We start from the raw sequence: 23,853 nt of genomic DNA on the forward strand, positions 1-23,853 counted from the left end.
GGCGCACCGGGTGCAGATGTCCGCACGGGCAACAGTTACGGATGGCCTTGGGCCGAGATGGCGATTCGACCGGCGGCAGCGGGCCGCATCGGTGACAATGGAGGAGTGACCCGTACCTCCCCGCCACCGCCGGCAGCGACGCCGGCCGGCCGCTTCGGCATCCGTCGTAATCTGCTGCGCCCGGATGACTCGGAGAGTGCCGACCGCGTCACCTACGTGGAACTGTTCTTCGACCTGATCTTCGTCTTCGCGCTCACCCAGCTCTCCCGCTACCTCTACGAGAACCAGTCCTGGACGGGAGCGCTGGAGTCGGCGATGCTCGTGCTCGCGCTCTGGTGGCTCTGGGTGTACACGACCTGGGTGACCAACTGGCTCGACCCGGCCAAGCTGCCCGTGCGCGGGGCCGTGCTGGTCCTGGCGCTGGTGGGCTTCGTGGTGAGCGTTTCGATCTACGAATCGTTCGGCGACCGGGGCATCGTCTTCGCACTGGCGTACTCTGTGCTGCAACTGGGCCGCACGATGTTCATGCTGCTCGCCGTGGCCCGGCACGATCCGGAGCTGCGGCGCACCTTCGTGCGGATCCTGGCCTGGCTGGCCCTCTCGAGCGTGTTCTGGATCGTGGGCGCGCTGTTGCCGCTGCAATACCGGCTGCCGTTCTGGCTGATCGCCCTGGCCATCGAGTACCTCTCCGCCGGGGTGGGCTTCCGGGTGCCCGGGCTTGGCGCCTCCGGGGTCGACCACTGGGACCTCTCCGGCACGCACATCGCCGAACGCAGCGCTCTGTTCGTGATCATCTCGCTGGGCGAATCGCTGCTGGTCACCGGGTTCGCGTTCGTCGACAAGGAATCGTCGGCGGAGAGCATCCTGGGCATGCTGCTCGCGTTCAGCGCGAGCGTGGCGATGTGGTGGCTGTACTTCGACCACAGCGAACGCGCCGGCGCCAAGGCCATCGCCGCCGCCGCCGAGCCCGGCCGCATCGCCCGGCTCGCCTACACCTACGTGCACGCGGTGATCATCGCCGGCATCGTGCTCACCTCGGTGGCCGACAAGGAGGTGCTCTCGCATCCGCACGCGGCGATGACCCTGTCGAGCGCGGTGGTGCTGGTCGGCGGCCCGCTGCTCTACCTGCTGGGGATGCTGCTGTTCCGGCTGGTGGTGGCCCGGGAGCTGCTCGTGTCGTATTTGGTGGGCCTCGGGGCGCTGCTGGTCGCGTTCGCGGCGGCGTTCGTCCTCACCCCGCTGCAGCTGGGCGCGGTGACCACCGCGGTGCTCGTGATCGTGGCCGGCTGGGAGACCGTGGTGCGGGTGCGCGCCGGCACCGCCGACGAGAAGGCCGGCTGACCTCGGCCGCCGCCCGCGCCGCCGCATCCGCCCGCCCTCACCAGCCCGCATCCGCCCGCATCCGCCCGCTAACTGGTTCCGAAGCGGACAAATGGTCCCGGCGTACCGGGTGCACTTGTCCGCACGGGGAACAGTTGGGGGCAGGGCGGGTGAGCTGGGGGCGGTGGGCGCGGGCAGAGTAGGCGCGGAGATGCGCGGGAGACGGCGCGGCGGATGCCGGAGGCAGCTGACGGCACACCGGGGATCTTGGCGGGGGCGGGCGTGGCGGCTCGGTAGAATCGACCAAGTGAATCGCATACGGATCGAGGACAGCCCAGTGGCGCGTAAGACGGATAGCCGGACGCAGCTTCCCGGACTCGAAGAGCTGCCGACCGGTGCGACCGGCCGTCCCATCCAGGTGTTCGACGAACCCGCGCCGCTGAAGAGCCACGGCCCGGCCCGCATCGTCTCGCTGTGCAACCAGAAGGGCGGCGTCGGCAAGACGACGACGACCATCAACCTGGGTGCCGCCCTGGCCGGCTACGGCCGCCGCGTGCTCGCCATCGACTTCGACCCGCAGGGCGCCCTGTCGGCCGGTCTCGGCGTGCCCACCCACGACGTCACCACCATCTACGACCTGCTCCTGAGCGGCTCCAAGGACCCGCACGAGGCCATTCAGCAGACCTCGGTGGAGGGCCTGGACATCATCCCGGCCAACATCGACCTCTCCGCAGCGGAGGTGCACCTGGTCAACGAGGTCGCCCGCGAACAGATCCTGGCCCGGGTGCTGCGCAAGGTCTCCAACGACTACGACGTGATCCTCATCGACTGCCAGCCGTCGCTGGGCATCCTCACCGTGAACGCGCTCACCGCCAGCCACGGCGTGCTGATCCCGCTGGAGTGCGAGTTCTTCGCCCTGCGTGGCGTGGCCCTGCTCATCGAAACCATCGACAAGGTGCGCGACCGGCTCAACCCGGCCATCGAACTCGACGGCATCCTGGCGACCATGTACGACTCCCGCACCCTGCACTCTCGTGAGGTGCTCGAGCGGGTCGTCGACGCGTTCGGCGACCGGGTGCTCGACACCGTCATCGGCCGTACCGTGAAGTTCCCGGATGCCAGTGTCGCCGGGATCCCGATCACCGAGTTCGCGCCGGAACACGCCGCCGCCAAGGCCTACAAGCAGGCGGCGCGGGAACTGATCCAGCGTGGCGCGGTCGCCTAAGCGGCTGTCGGCCCCGGCCTCCGCCCTGGCGACCACCGCCACGGCTGCAACCGGCAGGGCCACCACCGGCAGGGCCTCGACCGGCAGGGCCGGAACCGGCACGGCCAAAACAGGCACGGCCGGCACCGACTCGCTCGACGACGCCGGCACCGCCGCGCCGGGCTTCTCCGTGGCCCTGCAGAACTTCGAGGGTCCGTTCGACCTGCTGCTCTCGCTGATCGGCAAACACGAACTGGACATCACCGAGATCTCGCTGAGCCGGGTCACCGACGAGTTCATCTCCTACCTGCGCGGGCTGGATGCCGCGGAGGAGCTCGACCAGGCCACGGAGTTCCTGGTCGTGGCGGCCACCCTGCTCGACCTCAAACTGGTGGGCCTGCTGCCGCAGGGCGAGCTGGTGGATGCCGAGGACGTGGCGCTGCTGGAGGCCCGCGACCTGCTCTTCGCCCGGCTGCTGCAGTACCGGGCGTTCAAGACCGCGTCGGCGTGGTTCCTCGAGCACCTCGACCACGAGGCCACCCGGCACGTGCGCTCGGTGCGGCTGGAGGAGAAGTACCGCACGACGACGCCCGAGCTGGTCTGGACGTTGTCGCTGGGCGACTTCGGCGCGTTGGCCGCCCTGGCGCTGACGCCCCGGGAGCTGCCGACCGTGGGGCTGGAGCACCTGCACGCGCCGCTGGTGAGCATCCGGGAGCAGGCGGCGATCGTGGTTGCCATGCTGCGCGCCAATCAGAGCCTGACGTTTCGGGAGCTGATCGTGGATTGCGCCGAGAAGGGGCTCGTGATCGCCCGTTTTCTGGCCGTGCTGGAGCTGTACCGGCACGGCGCCCTCACCTTTGACCAGCTGGAACCGTTGGGTGAGCTCAGTCTGCACTGGGACGCCGAGGGCTGGTCGGATGACAGTCTTGCGAATTTGGGAGCCGACTATGACGCTTGATGCCAGCACTGCCGCAGTAGAGACAGAGGATCACAGCTCGACAGGCTCGACCGATCGTTGGTCGAGCTTGTCGAGACCTGGTGACGGGGTCTCGACAGGCTCGACCAGCGAGATGGGCGCGCCCGAGAGGTCGGGTCGCGGGGTCTCGACAGGCTCGACCAGCGGCGGGGTCTCGACCAGCGGAGGGGCAGCGGCGGCCATTGAGCGGCGGCTCGAGGCGATCTTGATGGTGGCGGATGAGCCGCAGAGCCTGGTGCACTTGGCCACCGCGGTCGGGCATCCGCTGGTCGGCGTGCGTGAGGCCATTCTGCGGCTCGTCGCCGACTTCGACGGGGTGCACGGCACCGTGCGGCGCGGCTTCGAACTGCGTGAGGTTGCTGGCGGCTGGCGCATCTACGTGCGCGCCGAGCACGACCCGGTGGTGGCCGATTTCGTCTACACGCAGAACCCCAGCCGGCTCTCCCAGGCCGCCCTGGAGACCGTCGCGGTGATCGCTTACAAGCAACCGATCAGCCGCGGCGCGGTAGCCTCGATTCGGGCCGTTAACGTCGACTCGGTCGTGCGCACCCTCCTGGGCCGCGGATTGATCACCGAGGCCTTCACCGATAGCGAGACCGGCGCGATCAATTACGCCACCACCGACCTGCTGCTTGTGCAGCTGGGAATCAACTCGCTTGACGAGTTGCCACTAATTTCGCCGTTGCTCGCCGACGGTGCGAACGGATTCGAGGATCTACCATGACCGACCACACCTCTGAAAACAGCCACGACGGCTACACCGACACCAGCAGCACCAACCCGGACTTCGCCACGAACCCCGAGGCCGCCGTCGACGGCATCCGCCTGCAGAAGGTGCTCTCCGCCGCGGGTGTGGCCTCGAGAAGGGTCAGCGAAGAGATGATCAGCTCCGGCCGGGTACGGGTCAACGGCAAGGTCGTCACCGAACTCGGTCGCCGGGTGCACCCCGAAACCGACAAGATCGCCGTGGACAACATCGCCGTGCAGCTGGACACCAGCCGTCGCTACGTGATGCTGAACAAGCCCGTCGGCGTGGTCTCCTCCATGCAAGACGAAAGCGGCCGGCCCGACCTCCGCCAGTTCACCGACGGCTACGAGGAACGCCTGTTCAACGTGGGCCGCCTCGACGCCGCCACCAGCGGCCTGCTGATCCTCACCAACGACGGTGACCTCGCCCACGTGCTCGCGCACCCCTCCTTCGGTGTGGCCAAAACCTACATCGCCAAGGTCGAGGGCCGCGTCTCGGCGCAGACCATCGGCAAGCTGCAGAGCGGCATCGAGCTGGACGACGGCCCCATCGCCGCGGACAAGGCCCGCATCCTCACCAGCCCTCCCGGCGACGGCTTCACCCTGGTGGAGCTGACCCTGCACTCCGGCCGTAACCGCATCGTGCGACGGATGCTCGACGCCGTCGGCCACCCCGTCGTGGACCTGGTGCGCCGTCAGTTCGGGCCGCTGCAGCTGGGCACCCTGCGGGCCGGCGCGGTGCGCGACCTCACTAAGGTGGAACTCGGTCAGCTGCTCACCGTGTCCCGCGCCGAGGTTCAGAAGTAGCCCCGCAGCATCCGTTTCACCCTGTCAACCGCGCAAGTTTGGAGCCGAACGTGGTCGAGTCTCGCCTGATCGGGCCGGTGCGTGTTGTCGGCGCCGGGCTGCTGGGAACCAGCATCGGCCTGGGCCTGAGCGCCCGGGGGATCGACGTGATCCTCGCCGACGCGTCGCCGACCAACCTATCGCTGGCCATCGACTACGGCGCCGGCCGCGCCGCCACCTACACGGACGCCCCGCAGCTGATCGTGGTGTGCGTGCCGCCGGACGTCACCGCCGACACCGTCGCCCGCGAACTGGAGGCCTTCCCCGACGCGATCGTGACGGATGTGGCCAGCGTCAAGCTGGCCCCGCTCACCGAGCTGCGCCGGCTGGGCGCCGACGTCTCCCGCTACATCGGCTCGCACCCGCTGGCCGGCCGGGAACGCGGCGGACCCCTCGCCGGCCGCGCCGACCTGTTCATCGGCCGGCCCTGGGTGGTCGCCGCGCACGACGACATCAGCTACCAGCGCGCCACCGCGCTTGACGACCTGATCCTCGACCTGGGCGCCACCCTGGTGGAGATGACCCCCGAGGAGCACGACCAGGGCGTCGCCCTGGTTTCCCACGTGCCGCAGGTGGTGAGCACCCTGATGGCCCGCCGTCTCACCGACGCGCCCGGCTCCGCGCTCAACCTCGCCGGCCAGGGCCTGCGCGACGTGACCCGCGTCGCCGCGAGCGACCCCGAACTGTGGGTGCAGATCCTCGGCGCCAACCCGGAACCGGTGCGGCAGATCCTGCTGGCGCTCCGCGACGACCTGGACCGGTTCATCGGCGCCCTGGCCGACCCCACCGCCCCCGGCGCCCGCCGGCAGGTGGCCGAGGAGATCGCCGGCGGCAACACCGGCGTGGCCCGGTTGCCCGGCAAGCACGGCCAGGACCGCCGCTACGCCAGCCTCACCGTGATGGTGGACGACACCCCCGGCCAGCTGGCCCGCCTCTTCAACGAGATCGGCGAGGCCGGCGTCAACCTCGAGGACCTGCGCCTCGAGCACTCCCCGGGAGCCCAGATCGGGCTCGCCGAGATCAGCATCCTCCCCGAGGCTCTCAGCCGCCTCACCACTGAGCTGGCCGCCCGCGGCTGGCGGATTGTCGGTTAGACGTTTGAGCAAGCACTCCTTCCCCCTGTTCGTCGCCATTGACGGGCCTGCCGGCAGCGGCAAGTCCAGCGTGAGCCGCGCCGTGGCCCAGAAGCTCGGCTACGGCTACCTCGACACCGGTGCCGCCTACCGGGCGCTGGCCTGGCATGTCATCGACCAGGAGGTCGACCCGCAGAACTCCGACGCCGTCGCCGCGTTGCTGCCCGACTTCGACTACACGATCGGCACCGAACCGGATGCCTACTTCGTGCGGGTGGGCCAGACCGACGTCACCGACGCCATCCGCGAGCCGGCCATCTCCGCCGCGGTCAGCGCGATCGCCCGGGTCCCCGCCGTGCGCACCCACCTCACCGAGCTGTTCCGCCGCCTCGCCCGGGCCGTTCCCCAGCCCGGCGTGGTGGTCGAGGGCCGCGACATCACCACCGTCGTGGCACCCGAAGCCGAGGTGCGCATTCTACTCACGGCAACCGAAGAGGCTAGAATGACTAGGCGCTCTGCGGAAATATCAACCCAATCGGCCCACACCGTGGCGGAACAGCTGCGATCGAGGGATCGCGCCGACTCCCAGGTAGTGGAATTCATGAGCGCCGCAGACGGTGTGACCACCGTCGAATCCACCCATCTCGACTTCGACCAGACCATTGACGCGGTTGTAGAGGTCATCAATACCGCGAGGAACTCGCATGACTAATCAATTCGACGACACGACGATCCCCGAACTCGACCCGGAAATCGCTTCGCGCCTGACCGACCTCGACGAGGACGACGCGCTGATCTCCCAGCGTGCCACCGCGCTGCGCACCGGCCTGAACGAATACGACCTCGACGACGAGGACTTCGACGTTCTCGACCACGTCTCCGAGGACCCCGACGCCATCACGTACCTGCCGGCCCTGCCGGTCATCGCGATCGTCGGCCGCCCCAACGTGGGCAAGTCCGCGCTCGTGAACCGCATCCTCGGCCGCCGCGAGGCCGTCGTGGAGGACACCCCCGGCGTGACCCGTGACCGGGTCACCTACAAGGGTGAATGGCACGAACGCCGCTTCAGCCTCGTCGACACCGGCGGCTGGGAGCCCGACGCCAAGGGGATCGACGCCTCCGTCGCCATGCAGGCCGAGCTGGCCATCGAGCTGTGCGACGTCGTCATGTTCGTCGTGGACTCCAACGTGGGCCCCACCTCCACCGACGAGGCCGTGGTCAAGCTGCTCCGTCGAAGCGGCAAGCCGGTCTTCCTCATCGCCAACAAGGTCGACGACATCCGTCAGGAGCCCGAAGCGGCCACCCTGTGGGCGCTCGGCCTCGGCCAGCCCTGGCCGGTCTCGGCGCTGCACGGCCGCGGCGTCGCCGACCTGCTCGACGCGATCCTGGAAGAGCTCCCCGAGATCTCCAACGTCGCCAAGCAGGAAGTCGGCGGACCGCGCCGCGTCGCCATCCTGGGCCGCCCGAACGTGGGCAAGTCCAGCCTGCTGAACAAGGTCGTCGGCGAAGAACGCGTTGTCGTCAACTCGCTGGCCGGCACCACCCGCGACCCGGTCGACGAGCAGGTCGAGCTCGGCGGCAAGGTCTGGCGTTTCGTCGACACCGCCGGCATCCGCCGTCGGGTACACCTGTCCCAGGGCGCCGACTTCTACGCGTCGCTGCGCACAAGCGCGGCGCTGGAAAAGGCCGAAGTGGCCGTCGTGCTCATCGACGTGACCGAGGTCATCAGCGAGCAGGACGTGCGCGTCATCGACCTGGTGCTCGAGTCCGGCCGTGCGCTGGTGCTCGCGTTCAACAAGTGGGACCAGATCGACGACGACCGTCGCCGCTACCTGGAGCGTGAGATCGAGCAGGACCTGGCCCACGTGGCTTGGGCCCCGCGCGTGAACATCTCGGCCAAGACCGGCCGCCACATGGAGAAGCTGGTTCCGGCGCTCGAGCTCGCGCTCGAGTCGTGGGACACCCGCGTCGCCACCGGCAAGTTCAACGCGTTCCTCGCCGAGCTGGCCGCGGAGCACCCGCACCCGGTGCGCAGCGGCAAGCAGCCGCGCATCCTGTTCGGCACCCAGGCCTCCAGCCGCCCGCCGACCTTCGTGATTTTCACCACCGGGTTCCTCGACCCGGGCTACCGCCGGTTCATCCAGCGCCGCCTGCGCGAGGTCTACGGCTTCGCCGGCAGCCCGATCAACATCAGCATGCGGGTGCGCGAGAAGCGTAAGCGCTAACCCGAGCGCCGGTCACACAGGCCGTATGCCGCCATCTTCGGATGCCGGCATACGGCTTTCGTGTGTCAGCACCACACCGCGCGCCGCAAGGTTTGCGCAAGGTTGGCGCAAGAGCGGCACCAGACCGGTGCAATCCGAGCCGGCCGATCCCAGCGTTGGCGCGGAACTGAGGTTTCAACCCCCAACCAGAGGTTGAAGGTGCCCCCGACCGGGGGGCTTCACTGGCTGGCGAGATTGTTCTAAATTTTTCTTGCTGGCAGATTCGACCCGGCTCCTCCGGCACCGACACGTCAACGAGCTTCACCCGGCTCGTGAACCACCTAGCAGTGATCCACCCCGACGTGCCCCCTCTGTTTTGGGCGCAGGCCCCCACCCAGCACCGCACCATCCGCTGTACCCGCCGGCCCCGAAGCCCGCGGACTACCCGCCAAGTGATACCGCCAGCTAGCCGTCGCACCACCCGACCGGTGCGTTGCAACCCTCCCGATTCACCTCAGCGTCCGCTTCCTAGAGCCACGCTGAGCCAACCTCTGTAGCCCTTCCGACATTTCCGTGTCCCTGCATTTCGTTGATACCTGGTCCGTACGAGAACCCGAAACTCGCGACCGTTGATCCGAGATCCCTGGCCCTATTCCAAGGATGTAGTCACTGTGCCATCGAAGTCCCTAGCTTCGCCTGCCCGCAAACGTCAATTCGGTGCCGAACGCAGCACCCACCCGCTCCCCACCGTTCACGACATTCCCAGCGATTCCAAGATCACCTGGGGGCGCCTGGCCATCATCGCCACCGTCCTCGCCTGGGTCGCGTACATCATCTACACGATCCTGCGCCAGTTCCTCAACAACGGCACCGAGAGCTTCCGGTTCACCACCGAAGCGGTGTCCTACGTGATCGTGGTGACCTTCCTCAGCTTTTCCGCGCTGATGTACCTGATCGCCCGGCAGGGGGCGCTGCAACGGTTCCGCGACCACGTGCGGGTGCCCCGCGCCGAGCTGGACAGCCACTTCACCACGCACCAGGGCTCGCTCACCGTGCTGGTGCCCTCCTACAGCGAGGAGCCCGGCGTGGTGCGGGCCACCCTCTGGTCGGCGGCGCTGCAGGAGTACCCCGACCTACGCATCGTGCTGCTGCTGGATGACCCGCCGCACCCCACCGACCCGGTGGTGGCCGCGCAGCTGCAGACCTCCCGCGGCATCGCCCGGGACATCGAACGGGCCCTGGCCGAACCCCGGGCCCGGTTCACCGAAGAGCTGCTGATCTGCGAGCTCGAGCTGGACAACGAGCCTCAGCCCAGCACCCGCGCCGTGCAACGCCTGGCCGACAACTACCAGTGGGCCGCCCGCTGGCTGCAGGCGATGGCCTCCGCCGAGACCATCACCGACCACGTCGATACGTTCTTCGTGGAGCAGGTGCTCGGCGGGCTCGCCGCCGAGCTGTCGCTCACCGGGGCCGCGCTCAGCGCCGCCGCCAAGGAGGGCACCGCGCCCACCGCCGCCCGGATGCTCGAACTGCACCGGCGCCTGGTCTGGACCTTCTCGGCCGAGCTGGACACCTTCGAACGCAAGCTGTACTCGTCGCTGTCGCACGACGCCAACAAGGCGATGAACCTCAACGCCTACATCGGCCTGATGGGCCGCCGGTTCCAGCGCGAGATCGGACCGGACGGCACCATCCTGCGCCCGGCCGCCGACGACGCCCCCGCCGACTTCGTGGTGCGGGACTCCGAGTACCTGCTCACCCTCGACGCCGACTCGCTGCTGTTGCGTGACTATTGCCTGCGCCTGGTCCACCTGCTCGAACAGCCCGACAACGCCCGGGTAGCCGTCACCCAGACGCCGTACTCCGCGTTCCGCGGCGCCCCCACCCGCATCGAGCGGCTCGCCGGCGCCACCACCGACATTCAGCACATCCTGCACCAGGGCATGACGCACTACGGCGCCACCTTCTGGGTGGGCGCCAACGCGGTGATCCGCAAGGTGGCCCTCGAGGACATCGTCGAGGTCGAAACCGTGGGCGGCTTCGAGGTGCGCCGGTACGTGCAGGACCGCACCGTGATCGAGGACACCGAGTCGAGCATCGACCTGGGCACCCACGGCTGGTCGCTGGTGAACTACCCCGAACGGCTCAGCTACAGCGCCACCCCGCCCGACTTCGGTTCGCTGATCGTGCAACGTCGCCGCTGGGCCAATGGTGGCCTGCTGATCCTGCCCAAGCTGTGGCGCCAGCTGCGCGAACGCCGCCGTGCGGGCCACCCGATCGGCCTGATCGAACTGGCGTTGCGGGTGAACTACATGAGCAGCATCGCCTGGGCCAGCTTCGGTCTGATCTTCCTCCTCGCCTACCCGTACGACAGCCGGCTGCTCAGCCCGGTCGTGGTGCTCGCCGCGCTGCCATACTTCCTCGCCATGGGCAGCGACCTGCGCTCCTGCGGCTACAAGTTCAGCGACATCCTGCGCATCTACGGCTTCAACCTGATCCTGCTGCCGGTGAACCTCGCCGGGGTGCTCAAGTCGCTGGAGCAGGCGGTCACCAGCAAGAAGATCCCGTTCGCCCGCACCCCCAAGGTGCGCAACCGTACCGCCTCGCCGATCATGTTCGTCATAGTGCCTTTCTTGATCGTCGCGTTCTCCGCGCTCACCCTGTGGCGGGATGTCTCGAACGAGAACTGGGGCAACGCCGCGTTCGCCGGGTTCAACGCCCTGCTGGCCGGCTTCGCGATTCTCGCCTACATCGGCCTGTGGAACTCGGTCGTGGACGTGGTGCTCGGTCTGACCCAGTGGATGTTCGTCGAACGGGCCCCGCGCGGCACCATCGAGACCGCCCCGCTGTCGCAACCGGCCGAACCCGCGCTGGACTGGCGGGCCGTGATCTACCACGGCCACGCGGTGGGCCAACTGCCCAGCGACGTGGAAGTGATCACCGGCCCGTTCGTAGGCCAGCCCGCGGCCAAGACCGCCAAGCAGGGAGCGGTGAAATGAGCGCCCCTGACGCCGCACCCGAGGTGCCGCTGATGGCCGAACCGGCCGAAACCGCCGGCCGGATCGCCCCGCCGCGCCGCCGCCTGTCGGTGGTGCGGGTGTTCCTCGGCGTCGTACTGGTCGTGGCGCTTTCCACCGGCGGCTACCTCGGTGTGCAGTGGTGGGGATCGGCGCAGGCCGCCGAGCCGTACAACCCCTGGTTCGCCGGCTACGTCGACGTGACCGCCACCCCCACCTACGACTTCGAGGCCTCGACCGCCCAGGCCGGCAGCGACGTGGTGCTCTCCTTCATCGTCGCCGCCACCGACGACGCCTGCACCCCCACCTGGGGCACTCACTACACCCTCGACGAGGCGGCGGACGAGCTGGACCTGGACCGCCGGCTCGCCCGGGTGAAGCAGCTCGGCGGCCAGGTGGTGGTGTCGTTCGGCGGCCTGCTGAACACCGAGCTCGGTACCGCCTGCACCGACACGACGGCGCTCGTGGCCGCCTACGGTGACGTGCTGGACCGGTACGAGGTCACCACCATCGACCTCGACCTCGAGGGCGACAACCTCACCGACACGGCCGCCGCCACTCGCCGTGCCGCGGCGATCGCCGAGTTGCAGGCCGACCGCCGCGCCGCCGGCGACGACCTCGCGGTGTGGCTGACCCTGCCCGTGGCCACGTTCGGCCTCACCGAGGACGGCACCACCATGGTCAGCGCCATGCTCGACGGCGGCGTGGACCTGGCCGGGGTCAACCTGATGACCATGGACTACGGCAGCAGCAAGGACGCCGACGAGACCATGGCCGAAGCATCCGTGCGCGCCGTTACGGCCGCGCACCGGCAGATCGGCACACTGTATTCGCGGGCCGGCACCGAACTGACCGCTGCCACCGTGTGGGGCAAGATCGGCATCACCCCGATGGCCGGCCAGAACGACGTGCCGGGGGAGATCTTCGGCCTCGACGACGCCACCGCGCTGAACGCCTTCGCCCGGGAGCAGAAGATCGGCCGGATGTCGGTGTGGTCACTGAACCGGGACATCACCTGCGGGTCCAACTACGCCGACGTCACCCGGGTGTCCGACTCCTGCAGCGGCATCGACCAGGGCGACACGAAGTTCGTGGACCTGCTGGGCAAGGGCTTCACCGGTCGCCCGGTCGAAGCGGCGGCGACGGTGACCACCGACGAAGCGCAGGAGATCGCGTCGGTCGTCGACAACCCGGCGACCAGCCCGTACTCGATCTGGGCGGAAGAGTCCTCCTACCTCGAGGGCACCAAGGTGGTCTGGCACAAGAACGTGTATCAGACCAAGTGGTGGACCCGCGGCGACCTGCCCGACAACCCGGTGCTCAACGAATGGGAGACGCCGTGGGTGCTGATCGGCCCGGTGCTGCCGGGGGAGACCCCGATCCCCAAGCCCACCCTGCCCGCCGGCACCTACCCCGACTGGGCCGGCACCGCCATCTACGAGAAGGGCGCCCTGATCCTCTTCGACAGGGTGCCATACGAGAGCAAGTGGTGGAACCAGGGCGAGAGCCCGGATGCCGCGGCCGCGAACCCCGACGGCTCGCCGTGGGCGGCACTCTCCGACGCCGAGGTGGAGAAACTCCTCGACGCGCTTCCCCAGTAGGTTTTTGGGCGGGGGTCCCAAACAGGGATATGCCCGGGGGCGGTGTTTAGGGCACCGCCCCCGGGCATTCCCCGGTGCGCTTCTGCGCGGGGTTGTTAGCGAGCGGTCTTGGGCTCGTCGGTGGGCGCGTCGCCCGTGCCGGTCTCGGCGGGAGCAGCGGCAGGCGTCTCATCGGCCGGCACCGAGGCCTTCGGGGTGAGGTCGGCCGGAGCGGTACCGGCGGCAGAGGTGACGGTGCCGGCCTCGGCAGCGCGCGCCTGCACCGGGGCGGTCTCCTCGGCGTCGAAGTCGGTGTCATCGTCGAAGTCGAAGTTCGGCTCGTCGGTGGCGTTCACCGGCGCCGCGACCACGGCGTTCTTGTTGATCGACCAGGACACGGCGTGCGCGGCGAGGGTGATGATGAAACCGATCACGCCGGCGCCGAGCAGGGTGGCGCCCAGGTTGCTGCCGGACTGGGCCGTGAAGTACGCGACGTAGTCGGAGGACTGCGAGGTGTAGAACTCGGCCTGGGTGGCGTTGGAGGAAGTGAGGACCAGGTACCCCGCAACGGTCACGACCACGTCGACCAGCCACAGCAGTGCCAGGGCGAGGTTGAACTTGGACAGGGGGCCTGAGCTTTTCTGGGACATAACTTCCTTCGTTGTGGGTGCGGCCGAAAACGACCTCGCGTCACGCTACGCACCGTTTCTATGGACAACCTATGTGTGAGCAGGGAATCGTCGCTGTCCCGCCTGTGCCCGTCTCACTACTCAAGCCCCGTTCGCTGGTCGAGCCGATCTCGCTGGTCGAGCTTGTCGAGACCCCGTGACCTCTCGATGACCAACCCGCACACCCGCTTATAGAGCCTGCACCCGCTGATCGAGCCTGTCGAGATCCGGTGCCCCGTCTCCGGTAGACACTAAAACGGTCTCGTCCGTTGTCAACCTCTCCCCAACCCCCAAAAGTGAACGCGAGTACTCTCCCGACGCGGTAAGCTAGTCCAGTTGTCTCCGGTAGATGCCCTCACGGGAATCCACCGGGAAACGGCGGGCTGTAGCGCAGCTTGGTAGCGCACCTGACTGGGGGTCAGGGGGTCGCAGGTTCAAATCCTGTCAGCCCGACCAAATGTCCCGGAAACTCAAGAGTTTCCGGGACTTTTTTGGTTAAGAGATTTGATTGCTTTGTCAGCTTCAGCAGTTCTCAGCCGCTGAGTCGGGCCGCCGCAACTCCGACGCCGGCCGAGAAGAAAGCTCTCGCCCAGTGCGCGGCGAATCTGACTGCCACGTGCTCAGTGGCAGTGGCGGCGGGCCCAGCGGCCTAGCCTTGGCGGGAGGCGCTCAGGATACTTTGGGTTGCTCAGCCATCTGGCTTCCGATTGGAGAACGAAATGGGAAAAATCACAGCGCTAACGATCGGCCTACTTTTCCTGGGTGTCGGCGTTTGGGTTCTGCTTACCAACGGAGATCCGATTTACGGATGGGGCGGCGTTGTTCTCGGTATCGCTTTCGTGACGTATATGACCGTCTGGGGTAAGAAGCGGAAGCGCGTCTCTAGTTCTTCCAACTAGCGCCGGATCCTGCAACAAACACGAGCGTTCGAGGCGTCCACGGCCCGGCACGCGAAGAGCGAAGCGCGGACCGGCTAGCCGAACTTCAGATCCAACACGGCATCCCCTGCCATCCACGCGAGCTCGGGGTCAGGGCCACGATGATGGAAGAAACCACGCAAAGCCCGAGCTGCAGTTTCGGACATCTCGGTGCGGATCCGGCGCCGTTCCTTGCGGCCAGCTTTCCGTGCAGGACGAAGACCGCGGCGGTCTCCGTTTTCAAGAGCTCCGCCAGCCGAGCGACATGTTCAACTCGGGTCGAGAGAACGAGGCAGTTCCGTCCCGCTCGATATGCCGCGAGCACGTCTGCCGCAATGCGTTGGTTGCGCTCGACATCGTCTGAGAGCTCGGTGTAGACGGCCTGAATTTCGGTGCTGGGCGCGTCTGCTGCGCTCGACCTGAACGTCGTCTTATGCACGACCAATTCTTGTTCGAAGACCGCGCTGTCGTCGATCGTGTGACGAATGGGCCCGCACTGCATGGTGATGATGTCGTCCATTTGGTCGGCACGGTACGGCGTCGCGGTCAGGCCGACCCAGTGCCTCACCGCGATCTGGCGCACGGCGGCCTCAGTCGCCGCCGCGCCCAGGGAATGGCATTCATCGACGATGATCAACCCGTAGCGATTCAGGAGTGTCGGATCCGCCGCGCGGTGGGCGATGCTCTGCAGCATCACGATATCGATCACGTGGGTGCGCTTGCGCCGGCCGCTGCCCAGCTGCCTGCGCGCGCCCTCGCCGAGCTTAATCGCGCCATGATGAATCGCGTCGACCACGACCACGACCACGACCCGCGGCGCCTGGGTCGTCGAGAAGCGTCCTAATCGAGCCGACTGCCAAGCGCGACTGCGCCGGTTGGCGCTTCCCCGATCGTAGCCAACGAGGCAAATCAGGGGAGGCGCGCCGCTACTCGTTGCTACCAAGACTTGATACCGGTGGGATATGACGGTGGCCCCGCGCCGTCCGCGCGGGGCCACCGGATCCTCGCTGGTGCTCGGCTATTCCGCTGAATTCTGCTTCTTCGGGCGCATCAGAATGATCCCTATGGCGAATATTGCAGTAACACCGCCGAGAATCATGGTCAGCGCTGCCTGGCTCGATTCGTGCGGACCGAATATTGCAGGGAGCGTCAGGACAAGAGCGGCTCCCGACACGACCAGTCCGATGAACAGTGCAAAGAATGTGCGGGACGGTTTCCAACTCATGGTGACTCCTTAGAAGCAGGTTGCGACGGCTGTGATGGACGCGCCACCGACGGTTGCGAAACCGGCAATGCAGGCGATGCAAAAGGGGACTCCGACACCGACCGCTGCAGCGGCGCAAGCCCCAGCACAGCCGTATGCAATGATGGCTCCAACCACGCCGGTTACGCCGAGCACCGTCGCGATGCAGGCGCCGGTGTTCTTCTCGGCTAGCGGAGCAGGAGCTGCATCCGCTGCCACGCTGCCGCTCTTGGCCTGCGAGGCAACGAGATCAGCCTTAAGCTCGGCGTCCGTCAGGTACACCAGGTCGGTGTCCTGGTTGTTCGTCATGACCCCATCGACGTAGGTCTTCACGTTGAAGAAGCCATCGGCGTTCTTGCTGACCAGCATTTCACTGGACTGCAACCGATTACCCGCGCTGTCGAAGACCATGGAGACATTGCTGGTGAAGCTGTAGGAACCGTCAATGGGTATGGTCACCGTAGTGAACGCACCCCCCTCGGCTAAAATCGTATTCACCTTGGTCTCGGCCTCGACCACTGCGCTCAGCGGTGCCTGCAGTGGCATCGCGCCACTGGCAAGGGCGGACATGGCGATTTCGGTCTTTAACGCCGCCTCCTGGTCGCTGACGGCGATCATGGTCAGGGGGTCTGCATTTGGGGCAACCGACACCGCATTGGCAGCGCCGGAGGTGCTAATCAGTAGCATCAACCCCACCAGGGAAGTTAGCAAAGCGGTTGATTTTCTTGTCATGCGCATAGGACTCGCATCTTTCTTCATTAATTTTGTGGACTTCATTGTCAAGAAAATCTTTCCTTTTTTTGGTTTGCAGGAAATGCAGTAGCTTTTTGGGCCTGTCGCAGGGCAGAACGTTCCCTGTTCAACGCCCGAACCTTCTTCTGCATGCGCGGCAGCCAATACCAGAACGGAGTAACCCCCAAAAGAAGACCCAGATAGCTGAGACTCTCTGTCAGCAAAGAGACGGCGCCTGCGACGAATTTGGTTTGAGTTTTTGTTTTTCCCCCTATTGGTTGTGCGTGACGAACTGTGGCATTCCAGAGCTACGCGGATGCCTTTGCGGCTCGGTTCGCCGCCCTCATGGAAAGGAGGGCAACTGCGACGATAATCAGGAAGCCGTTGACGGCAAGAATGTGGCCGAGAGCTTCCGAGTAGCTACTGAGCTGGACTGTCAGGAGTGCGACTGCGTGGCTACCGGCGATTAGCGCTATGCCGATTAGGTATGGAACGGCAGAGTCCTGCGCGGATGACCAAGCCTGGTCGGATGCCGACGTGTACGTTGTCCTGATACCAATGGCCAGATTCCTGCCTAGACCAACTCGGTGTTGAATGATCACCCAACCGATCATTGCCAGCGATACCAACGCGTAACCTGCGATTGGAGGGTAGAAGATGTCGGGTCCTTTCTAGCGTGGGACTGATCCGAGTCGGTGATTGTTTCCAGCGGGAAACGACCAACTTGAATCAGACCCGCTCTCCTCCGGTTCACCGGAGCTGGATCCTGCAGTAACAAGCATGGGGATACGAGACTTAGGTCACAAGTCGGCATTTGTGCCCCTTGTGCGCATCCAGCCTGTCTGGTAACAGCAGAAATGCAGGTTGATCAGCCTGAACAATATGGGACGTCGAGGGGTTCGATCATGAGCGCGATGATGCCTACCGTGACGCGACCAGCGCGGCCTATACGAGGTCGCGCCGAGACGGCCAGCCACTGTTGCCGGCAATGACGCTAATGGAGGCCCAGGCCTCGGCCGCTGGCTGTGGTCGGCTGCAGCTGCCGTCCGCGGGAACGGACCTAGTGAGAAACGTCACTAAACCAATGTCACGGATGAGAGGGCGGACCGTACGGGCCGGTAACGCAGGGCGACTGCCCCCGACCGGAACTCGTGGCGGTTCACGATTTCGAGCTGGATGTGCTCGCGCAGACCGGCGAGCAACGTCGGCCCGTGTCGGGCTAGGACCGGCTGCACAACGAACTCGTACTCGTCGATCAGACCCAGATCTGCCAAGGCCAGGGGGAGCGTCACGCCACCCACCCACAGGCCCTCGCCGGGCTCCTGCTTCAGCCGCTGAACCGCTTGCCCCACGTCGCATCGCACCAGCTCGGCGTTCCAATCGACCCCGCTCAGTGTGCTCGACACAACGTGCTTTTTCGCCCGGTCGATCGTCTCCGCAAATGGTTTCTGCCAGTCATCCAGCCAGTCCGGCCACGTGCCGGTGGCTGGCTTCTGCCACGCCGACGCCATCATCTCGTAGGTCACCCGGCCGAAGAGCAGGGCGTCGGCTTGCTCCAGCTGAGCGGTCCAGTAGCGCATCGACTCCTCGTCCGGGGGGAGTCCTGCCTCGTGATGGCAGCAGCCGTCGAGCGTGACGTTGATTGAGTATCGGAGTGGTCTCATCTCGTTGCTCTCCTTTGATGCGCCCAGGGTTCATCGGGGCGTTCTCAATCCATTGCCGGGCCCGATTCAGATCGACGCCCCAAATCGCGCTCATTTTATGGCGCCGTCGTGATGCGAACCAGACCGCGGACCAAACGCACGACCGATCGCCATCACCGGCAATTCTCGGTCATCTGCGGCGGCACATGGGGGAGAGGTTGAGAGGGGGCGGGGGACCGCTCAAGGCGGCCTCCCAAGGCCATCATTGACCCATCTAATTCATCTCTATTTGACCCAAAACGATGGCCTACAATCGGAGGCAGCGAACCGCCCGGTTCCCTGTAAACACAAGGGAATCCGAGGGTTCTCGGACACATTCGGCAACGACCAAATTAAGGCCAGAACCTTGAGGGGGTTGCAGTTTCAATTCCTGTCGGCCCGACTGAATTGCCGTTCGCGACCCTCTCCTCGAAGCGGTCCGGAAGGAACGAAATGGTCGCTCCTGAGGATTCTCAGGAGTGAATCTCTGGTCTTGTGCGCTTTCGTGGGCGTCTGCGCTTCGCAGCGCATGCCCTGACAGGCGCCATCGCTTGCGTCAAAAGCCGCTAAAACGTACACTTTTGAAATGACCCGAATCCCAGCCACTCGCGCGCGGCAGCAGTGGTCCCAGACGATCGACGAAGCCAAGAGGGCCCCGGTGACGATCACCGAGCACGGCCGCGAAACGGTCGTGCTCATGGACGCCGCACTCGGTCGGCGGGCGCTCGAAGCCCTCGAAGAGGCAGAGGGCGCCCGTGAGGCGGCCGAGGTCCTCGCCCGGTTCACGTCCGGCGAGGAGCGAACGTACACGCTGGCGGAGGTCGCGGACGAGCTAGGCATCATGCTTGAGTGATTCCTGGGAGGTCGTGTGGTCGGAGACTGCCGTGAAGGCGCTTCGAAAGCTCGACAAACCGAACCGCGAGCGGATCGCGAAGGTCGCCCAGCTGCTCAGGATCAACCCGCATCCGCCTACTGCGAAGCACCTCATCGGCACAGAGGGTATCTTCCGAATCCGCACCGGAGACTGGCGGTTGCTCTATACCGTTTGTGAGCGCGAACTTATCGTGCTGATTGTGCTGATCGTGAAGGTCGGCCACCGGAGCGACGTCTACCGCGGCGTCTAGCAAGGCATCCGAGGCGGAGTCCCGGGATGCAGCCATTCTGGCGCGGAACGCGGCGACGGCGTGCGCGAGGTAGAGCATCCACATATCGTCATCATCGGTCGCCACGACTCCAAGAGTGTCGACCTGGATGCCGTAGTCGGGCGGACTGCTGGGCAGCAGCTATGTCGTAAGAAATCTATCGGGAGGTGGCGGGCCCATATCTCTCACACTCTAGAGAGGGCCACCCCGGGCGCCCCTCTGCCGACAGAGTGGCTGCGCTCATCAGGGCACTCGTCGCGAGGCCGATGCCGGTAGCCCAGCGTGTGACTCACCCGTCGCTGTGAAGCCGAGCTTGGCCATGACGCGCTGCCGTTTGCGGAACATCCGATCAAACACCGGGACCTCGGCGTCCCAGTAGTCGTGCACCTGTGACGTGGCCGGGCCGGGGTTTGTTGTCGCGGGGCGGGAGGCGCGGGAGATGCGGCCGATTTGTTGCACGATTCGGCCTTTGAATGCCATCGGAACGGCGAGGAAGAGAGTGTCCAGGCTGGGCAGGTCAAAGCCTTCGCCAGCGATCTTGTCGATCGCCACGAGAATGAACGGATCGGAGGGGTCCCGGTCGGACATGTCGGTGCGGATCCGGCGCCGTTCCTTGGCGGCCAGCTTTCCGTGCAGGACGAAGACCGCGGCGGTCTCCGTTTTCAAGAGCTCCGCCAGCCGAGCGACATGTTCAACTCGGGTCGAGAGAACGAGGCAGTTCCGTCCCGCTCGATATGCCGCGAGCACGTCTGCCGCAATGCGTTGGTTGCGCTCGACATCGTCTGAGAGCTCGGTGTAGACGGCCTGAATTTCGGTGCTGGGCGCGTCTGCTGCGCTCGACCTGAACGTCGTCTTATGCACGACCAATTCTTGTTCGAAGACCGCGCTGTCGTCGATCGTGTGACGAATGGGCCCGCACTGCATGGTGATGATGTCGTCCATTTGGTCGGCACGGTACGGCGTCGCGGTCAGGCCGACCCAGTGCCTCACCGCGATCTGGCGCACGGCGGCCTCAGTCGCCGCCGCGCCCAGGGAATGGCATTCATCGACGATGATCAACCCGTAGCGATTCAGGAGTGTCGGATCCGCCGCGCGGTGGGCGATGCTCTGCAGCATCACGATATCGATCACGTGGGTGCGCTTGCGCCGGCCGTTGCCCAGCTGCCCGATTTGGCGAGGATCGACGTCAAGGAACTGACCCAGCCGCTCGCGCCACTGTTCGACGAGTTCCGCACGATTGACGATGACCGCTGTTGGCAGCCCGCGTTCAGCGATGAGAGCGCAGGCGATGACCGTCTTTCCCGAGCCCGGTGGTGCAACCAGCACACCAGTGTCGTACCGGTTCAGAACAACCACGGCTTCTTGTTGGGCGGCCGTCAACTCGCCTGTAAAAGTAACGTCGATGGCTTCAGCGGTCGGGATGTCCCAAACGACGTCGATCGTGATCCCGGCTGCCGCCATCAGCTGTGTGACGGAATCCAGAAGACCACGGGGGAGGCGAAGTGTCGATTCGTCGTGTTCAAAGCAATACACGAACCGTGGTGTGCCGAAGGTGCTGAATCGCTGCGCTTGTCTGCGATAGAACTCGGGGTTCGTCAGCGACGCCGCGTGTTTGAGATCCGAGACGAGTCCTGATGGTAAGCCGAGAGTCGGAATCGAGACGACTGAGCTGACGGTGACCACGACGGTGGTGGGCATCGAGACAGTAGCTGTCGGCTCAGTGCCCGGAGCGGGCCCGCCTCTCCTCGAGGCCTTGTTCGGACCCGGTCTGCCGTCGACCGGACCGTTGCGCAGGGGCTGGAGCGTGCTGATTGCCGCGGCCATTACCCCGGGCTCGAGCGGCACAACACTGGAGAGGAAAGCGAATTGGTCCTCGAACGGTATCCAGGTGACTGGATCGAGGAAGACCGTTGTTCCGCGGCGCCGGCATGAACCCTGCAGGGGTAACGCAATCAGGTTTCCAAGCCGCATTCTCCCGGGAGAACGGTGAGGTAACAGGTCTTGAGAGGGGAATAGGCGGTCGTAGCTCGTTAGGCTCATGCCGCTACGGATCGCCATAGCCTCTCGGAGCAGTGCCAGTCCCAGATTCCGAGCGTTGTGGGCTGATATGGCCTGGGCGAAGAAGATCCAGACGTGGGCGCCCTCACCCGAACGGGAGATCTCGGTGGCCGAGCTCACGCCATGGCCAGAACACGCCTGTGCGTACGCGGCGGCATCGGCCTTCCATGTTCCGTCGTCGAAGTCGCACACCAATAATCGGCAGGTGTCGTCCTCCAGCATCGGGTAGAGGCCGGCGTGGAGGCCATCCGCGCGAGTGCGGCTGCCCACCAGATGTCGTTCGATGACCTCATCGGACAGAGGGAGGAGATCGGCGGTGCTGATGGCATCGGTGTAATAGCCGCCGCGCACCGCGGGGCTCCATCCGCTTTTCCCGGTCTTGCTGCTTGTCCATCGGGTCGCGTAGACATCATTTCTTCCCACGAAGAGAGATCGGAAGAGCGCGATCTTGTCGGCGGCGGATGAATCGTGCCGGACACTCGCCTGAACCGTAAGCCCCGGACTCGTATCACCAATCGCCTGGGTTGTGTGCGCCTGCCCTGACCCGCGGAGTGATGCCCGGCTGGTGACCAGATCGTGTAGAACGCGACGGGACTCGGCCAGGTCTGCTTCAAGAGACGCTATGCGCTGCTTCAGGGCATCAATATCGGCGTCCAGATGGGGTGCTTCCACAGTCTCATTGTGCACGAGCATCGGGAACGTTTCCTCGAAACAGCCATATACTGGTGGCCTTTTCGGCCAAAAGGCGCATAAGAACACGCTCCTGAGGGATCTCAGGAGCGAGCTCTTGTTGTGCGGCTTTCCGCGCTAGCCAGCGATCAGTAGCCGACGGCCACGAGCCCTGCGGTCGCCTCCCCGTCGGAGAAGCCCTCGAAGATCAACTGGTCGTACAGACCATCACGGGAGAACGACTGGTACTCGAGATAGGACTTCGCTTTCGCCCCGGCCTGTGCGTTCCAGTCTGCGGCGATGTAATCGACCCCGAACGTGGCATCCTCAGTGCTGTAACCCTCGAACTCCAACTGCGAGATGAGGCCCGAGCGGGAGAACGCCTGGTAGTCGAGGTAGGATTCCGCCTTCCCCACCGCGTTCTGCTGGGGGAGGGTGAGCTTCGGCTTCACCTCGACGGTCAGGGTGACAGTGCTGCCGTCATCGGCGGTCCCGCCCGTCGCCGGGGTGGTGGCGGTGACGGTGGCGTCTGGGTCCTCTGCGTCGGCTACATCGAACCCGGCGGCCCGGAGGGTCGCGACCGCGGCAGAGGCAGTCATCCCGGTCACGTCGGGGACGGTCACCTTCGCCGGCTCGGCAGCGGGCTCGACGGTGGCCTCCTCGGTGGCCTCCTCGGTGGCTTCGGAGACCGGCGCGTCATCCGCACGCTCAACCACGCTGTCAACGGCAGCCGTTGTGGTGCCCCCAGAGCCGGCGGCACCGGACACACCCGAGATGATCACGCCAAGCACGATCCAGGCCGCGGTGACGATCCAGGCCACCTTTTTGTGCTGGTCGTAGCCCGCGAGCCGGCGACCTTGTTTGTCGCGTTGTGCGCCGGCGAGCACGAGGACCAGATCGACCAGGTACCACACGCCGAAGCCGGCGAAGGTGAAGAGCTTGAGCAGGCCGGTGCCGACCTTGCCCAGGTAGAAACGGTCCACCGCGAAGAATCCCAGGAGCCAGGCGAAGAGCCAGGTGGCGAGGAATGACTTCTCAGAGGGGATTACCGGTGCGTATAATGCGCCCGGCTTGGGCGGGGGCTGCGGGACCGTGAATGGCACGGATTGTTCCTTCTGGCCGATCGGTACGCCGGTCGGGCGCTGAGTCTGAGAGCTGTCGGTCATGGTGCGTATTCCTGTTCTAAGAGTGCTGGGCGTGCAAAGGGACTGGCGTGGTGCTGGCGGGGCGAGAGCTATTTGACGGATGCGTCGATGACGATGTCGAGGCCGTTATCGGGGTGGTATCCCCAGGAAGCTGAGAGGTCGTTCCACGCTCCTTCTTGGCGGCCGTCGAGCGCTCGGGTGGCGTCGATTCGACTCAGGACGCTGTCAGGAACATCAAGCGCGTCCAGAACGCAGAGGACGTCGGCGTAGTCGGCGCCGGATGATTCCGCGCCTTTGCTCTGCATCGAAATACTCTGGCCCTCATCACCGACGACGATCCAAGAGTTCGCCTCGACGTCGCAGCTCGACGCTGCCTCGGCTATCGCGTCGTTGAGTGCCAGCGATGTGATTCCGCTCGTCAGCGAGCCGATCAAAAGCGACCCCGCGACGCCTGCAGTGAGCCCGAGGGTGATGCCGGCCGTGCCGAACGTAAGCTCTCGGCGGCTGACGGTGGGCGCCGGCTTGGGAGAAGGCGTGGTCCCGGCGTAGGGATTCACGGTTGCGTTCGTGGGTCCTGCCTGAGTCTCTGCGTGAGAAGCAGCGGATTCGTCGATGGTCATGGTGCGTGGT

Annotated in this window: 21 protein-coding genes and 1 tRNA gene; 13 read left to right on the forward strand and 9 right to left on the reverse strand. The window is 65.8% G+C overall.

The features are described from left to right. The first annotated feature begins 105 nt into the window (after positions 1-105). The 3 genes from BJQ95_RS06050 to BJQ95_RS06060 all read left to right on the forward strand — a co-directional run bounded on the left by BJQ95_RS06050 (position 106) and on the right by BJQ95_RS06060 (position 3,482). A complete protein-coding gene (locus BJQ95_RS06050) occupies positions 106-1,341 on the forward strand; it encodes a low temperature requirement protein A (protein WP_165384823.1) in 1,236 nt (411 codons plus the stop codon). 316 nt (positions 1,342-1,657) lie between these two features. Further along, positions 1,658-2,545 carry a ParA family protein gene (locus BJQ95_RS06055; protein WP_130179286.1) on the forward strand — a complete coding sequence of 296 codons (888 nt, stop codon included), beginning with the start codon at positions 1,658-1,660 and terminating at the stop codon, positions 2,543-2,545. A gap of 169 nt (positions 2,546-2,714) precedes the next feature. Further along, positions 2,715-3,482 (forward strand): ScpA family protein, encoded by a 768-nt coding sequence (locus BJQ95_RS06060; protein ID WP_130179287.1) that lies wholly within the window; start codon positions 2,715-2,717, stop codon positions 3,480-3,482. 30 nt (positions 3,483-3,512) lie between these two features. Here BJQ95_RS06060 and BJQ95_RS06065 read toward each other — a convergent pair whose 3' ends face one another. Next, positions 3,513-3,683, reverse strand: coding sequence for a hypothetical protein (locus BJQ95_RS06065; RefSeq protein WP_240694954.1), 171 nt, complete (start codon positions 3,681-3,683; stop codon positions 3,513-3,515). On the opposite strand from BJQ95_RS06065, the gene BJQ95_RS06070 reads away from it, so the two are divergent. From BJQ95_RS06070 to BJQ95_RS06100, 7 genes are all read left to right on the forward strand, one after another. Continuing rightward, positions 3,682-4,224 carry an SMC-Scp complex subunit ScpB gene (locus BJQ95_RS06070; protein WP_240694953.1) on the forward strand — a complete coding sequence of 181 codons (543 nt, stop codon included), beginning with the start codon at positions 3,682-3,684 and terminating at the stop codon, positions 4,222-4,224. The two genes, BJQ95_RS06065 and BJQ95_RS06070, sit on opposite strands and share 2 nt — an antisense overlap. Continuing rightward, positions 4,221-5,054: a pseudouridine synthase gene (locus BJQ95_RS06075; RefSeq protein ID WP_130179283.1), complete on the forward strand. Its 834-nt coding sequence runs from the start codon at positions 4,221-4,223 to the stop codon at positions 5,052-5,054. The genes BJQ95_RS06070 and BJQ95_RS06075 overlap by 4 nt, the downstream gene beginning before the upstream one ends. A 50-nt stretch (positions 5,055-5,104) precedes the next feature. Further along, on the forward strand, positions 5,105-6,187 hold the full coding sequence (locus BJQ95_RS06080) for a prephenate dehydrogenase (protein WP_240694952.1): 1,083 nt from the start codon (positions 5,105-5,107) through the stop codon (positions 6,185-6,187). 4 nt (positions 6,188-6,191) lie between these two features. Continuing rightward, positions 6,192-6,878, forward strand: coding sequence for a (d)CMP kinase (cmk, locus tag BJQ95_RS06085; RefSeq protein ID WP_130179282.1), 687 nt, complete (start codon positions 6,192-6,194; stop codon positions 6,876-6,878). Continuing rightward, the gene (der, locus tag BJQ95_RS06090; RefSeq protein WP_130179281.1) at positions 6,871-8,391 is read left to right on the forward strand and encodes a ribosome biogenesis GTPase Der; all 1,521 of its coding nucleotides are present in this window, start codon (positions 6,871-6,873) and stop codon (positions 8,389-8,391) included. Before cmk ends, der begins: the two co-directional genes overlap by 8 nt. Positions 8,392-9,041: 650 nt before the next feature. Continuing rightward, the gene (locus tag BJQ95_RS06095; RefSeq protein WP_130179280.1) at positions 9,042-11,369 is read left to right on the forward strand and encodes a glycosyltransferase family 2 protein; all 2,328 of its coding nucleotides are present in this window, start codon (positions 9,042-9,044) and stop codon (positions 11,367-11,369) included. Further along, on the forward strand, positions 11,366-12,988 hold the full coding sequence (locus BJQ95_RS06100) for a glycosyl hydrolase family 18 (RefSeq protein WP_256041544.1): 1,623 nt from the start codon (positions 11,366-11,368) through the stop codon (positions 12,986-12,988). Before BJQ95_RS06095 ends, BJQ95_RS06100 begins: the two co-directional genes overlap by 4 nt. Before the next feature lie 95 nt (positions 12,989-13,083). Here BJQ95_RS06100 and BJQ95_RS06105 read toward each other — a convergent pair whose 3' ends face one another. Beyond that, positions 13,084-13,617 carry a hypothetical protein gene (locus tag BJQ95_RS06105; RefSeq protein ID WP_130179279.1) on the reverse strand — a complete coding sequence of 178 codons (534 nt, stop codon included), beginning with the start codon at positions 13,615-13,617 and terminating at the stop codon, positions 13,084-13,086. A 397-nt stretch (positions 13,618-14,014) separates the two neighbouring features. On the opposite strand from BJQ95_RS06105, the gene BJQ95_RS06110 reads away from it, so the two are divergent. Then, positions 14,015-14,091, forward strand: a tRNA-Pro gene (locus BJQ95_RS06110). 528 nt (positions 14,092-14,619) lie between these two features. Here the strand turns inward: BJQ95_RS06110 and BJQ95_RS06115 are convergent. The 4 genes from BJQ95_RS06115 to BJQ95_RS06130 all read right to left on the reverse strand — a co-directional run bounded on the left by BJQ95_RS06115 (position 14,620) and on the right by BJQ95_RS06130 (position 18,191). Then, positions 14,620-15,360, reverse strand: coding sequence for a DEAD/DEAH box helicase (locus BJQ95_RS06115; protein WP_256041545.1), 741 nt, complete (start codon positions 15,358-15,360; stop codon positions 14,620-14,622). Between the two features lie 210 nt (positions 15,361-15,570). Next, positions 15,571-15,777, reverse strand: coding sequence for a hypothetical protein (locus tag BJQ95_RS06120; RefSeq protein ID WP_130177221.1), 207 nt, complete (start codon positions 15,775-15,777; stop codon positions 15,571-15,573). Between the two features lie 9 nt (positions 15,778-15,786). Continuing rightward, on the reverse strand, positions 15,787-16,578 hold the full coding sequence (locus BJQ95_RS06125) for a hypothetical protein (protein WP_130177220.1): 792 nt from the start codon (positions 16,576-16,578) through the stop codon (positions 15,787-15,789). A gap of 1,025 nt (positions 16,579-17,603) precedes the next feature. After that, positions 17,604-18,191 (reverse strand): dihydrofolate reductase family protein, encoded by a 588-nt coding sequence (locus BJQ95_RS06130; protein ID WP_130177218.1) that lies wholly within the window; start codon positions 18,189-18,191, stop codon positions 17,604-17,606. A 604-nt stretch (positions 18,192-18,795) separates the two neighbouring features. Here BJQ95_RS06130 and BJQ95_RS06135 point away from each other — a divergent pair. Further along, positions 18,796-19,062 (forward strand): type II toxin-antitoxin system prevent-host-death family antitoxin, encoded by a 267-nt coding sequence (locus BJQ95_RS06135; protein WP_130177217.1) that lies wholly within the window; start codon positions 18,796-18,798, stop codon positions 19,060-19,062. After that, complete coding sequence (locus BJQ95_RS06140) at positions 19,055-19,333, forward strand: type II toxin-antitoxin system RelE/ParE family toxin (protein WP_130177216.1); 279 nt, start codon at positions 19,055-19,057, stop codon at positions 19,331-19,333. Before BJQ95_RS06135 ends, BJQ95_RS06140 begins: the two co-directional genes overlap by 8 nt. A gap of 261 nt (positions 19,334-19,594) precedes the next feature. Here BJQ95_RS06140 and BJQ95_RS06145 read toward each other — a convergent pair whose 3' ends face one another. From BJQ95_RS06145 to BJQ95_RS06155, 3 genes are all read right to left on the reverse strand, one after another. Next, positions 19,595-22,081, reverse strand: coding sequence for a DEAD/DEAH box helicase (locus BJQ95_RS06145; protein WP_256041546.1), 2,487 nt, complete (start codon positions 22,079-22,081; stop codon positions 19,595-19,597). Between the two features lie 146 nt (positions 22,082-22,227). Then, a complete protein-coding gene (locus tag BJQ95_RS06150; RefSeq protein ID WP_165384924.1) occupies positions 22,228-23,244 on the reverse strand; it encodes an Ltp family lipoprotein in 1,017 nt (338 codons plus the stop codon). A 68-nt stretch (positions 23,245-23,312) separates the two neighbouring features. After that, entirely contained in the window at positions 23,313-23,843 is a 531-nt protein-coding gene (locus BJQ95_RS06155) for a hypothetical protein (protein WP_130177784.1), read from the reverse strand. Positions 23,844-23,853: the final 10 nt, after the last annotated feature.

Origin of the sequence: Cryobacterium sp. SO1 (genome assembly GCF_004210215.2) — a bacterium.
In the GTDB taxonomy this organism is placed as follows: domain Bacteria; phylum Actinomycetota; class Actinomycetes; order Actinomycetales; family Microbacteriaceae; genus Cryobacterium.

Excerpts from the sequence above, each read along its gene's own strand:
- BJQ95_RS06120 (WP_130177221.1), bottom strand. The coding sequence starts at position 15,777 with ATGAGTTGGAAACCGTCCCGCACATTCTTTGCACTGTTCATCGGACTG.
- BJQ95_RS06075 (WP_130179283.1), top strand. The coding sequence starts at position 4,221 with ATGACCGACCACACCTCTGAAAACAGCCACGACGGCTACACCGACACC.
- BJQ95_RS06100 (WP_256041544.1), top strand. The coding sequence starts at position 11,366 with ATGAGCGCCCCTGACGCCGCACCCGAGGTGCCGCTGATGGCCGAACCG.
- BJQ95_RS06150 (WP_165384924.1), bottom strand. The coding sequence starts at position 23,244 with ATGACCGACAGCTCTCAGACTCAGCGCCCGACCGGCGTACCGATCGGC.
- BJQ95_RS06065 (WP_240694954.1), bottom strand. The coding sequence starts at position 3,683 with ATGGCCGCCGCTGCCCCTCCGCTGGTCGAGACCCCGCCGCTGGTCGAG.
- BJQ95_RS06130 (WP_130177218.1), bottom strand. The coding sequence starts at position 18,191 with ATGAGACCACTCCGATACTCAATCAACGTCACGCTCGACGGCTGCTGC.
- BJQ95_RS06135 (WP_130177217.1), top strand. The coding sequence starts at position 18,796 with ATGACCCGAATCCCAGCCACTCGCGCGCGGCAGCAGTGGTCCCAGACG.
- BJQ95_RS06105 (WP_130179279.1), bottom strand. The coding sequence starts at position 13,617 with ATGTCCCAGAAAAGCTCAGGCCCCCTGTCCAAGTTCAACCTCGCCCTG.
- der (WP_130179281.1), top strand. The coding sequence starts at position 6,871 with ATGACTAATCAATTCGACGACACGACGATCCCCGAACTCGACCCGGAA.
- BJQ95_RS06155 (WP_130177784.1), bottom strand. The coding sequence starts at position 23,843 with ATGACCATCGACGAATCCGCTGCTTCTCACGCAGAGACTCAGGCAGGA.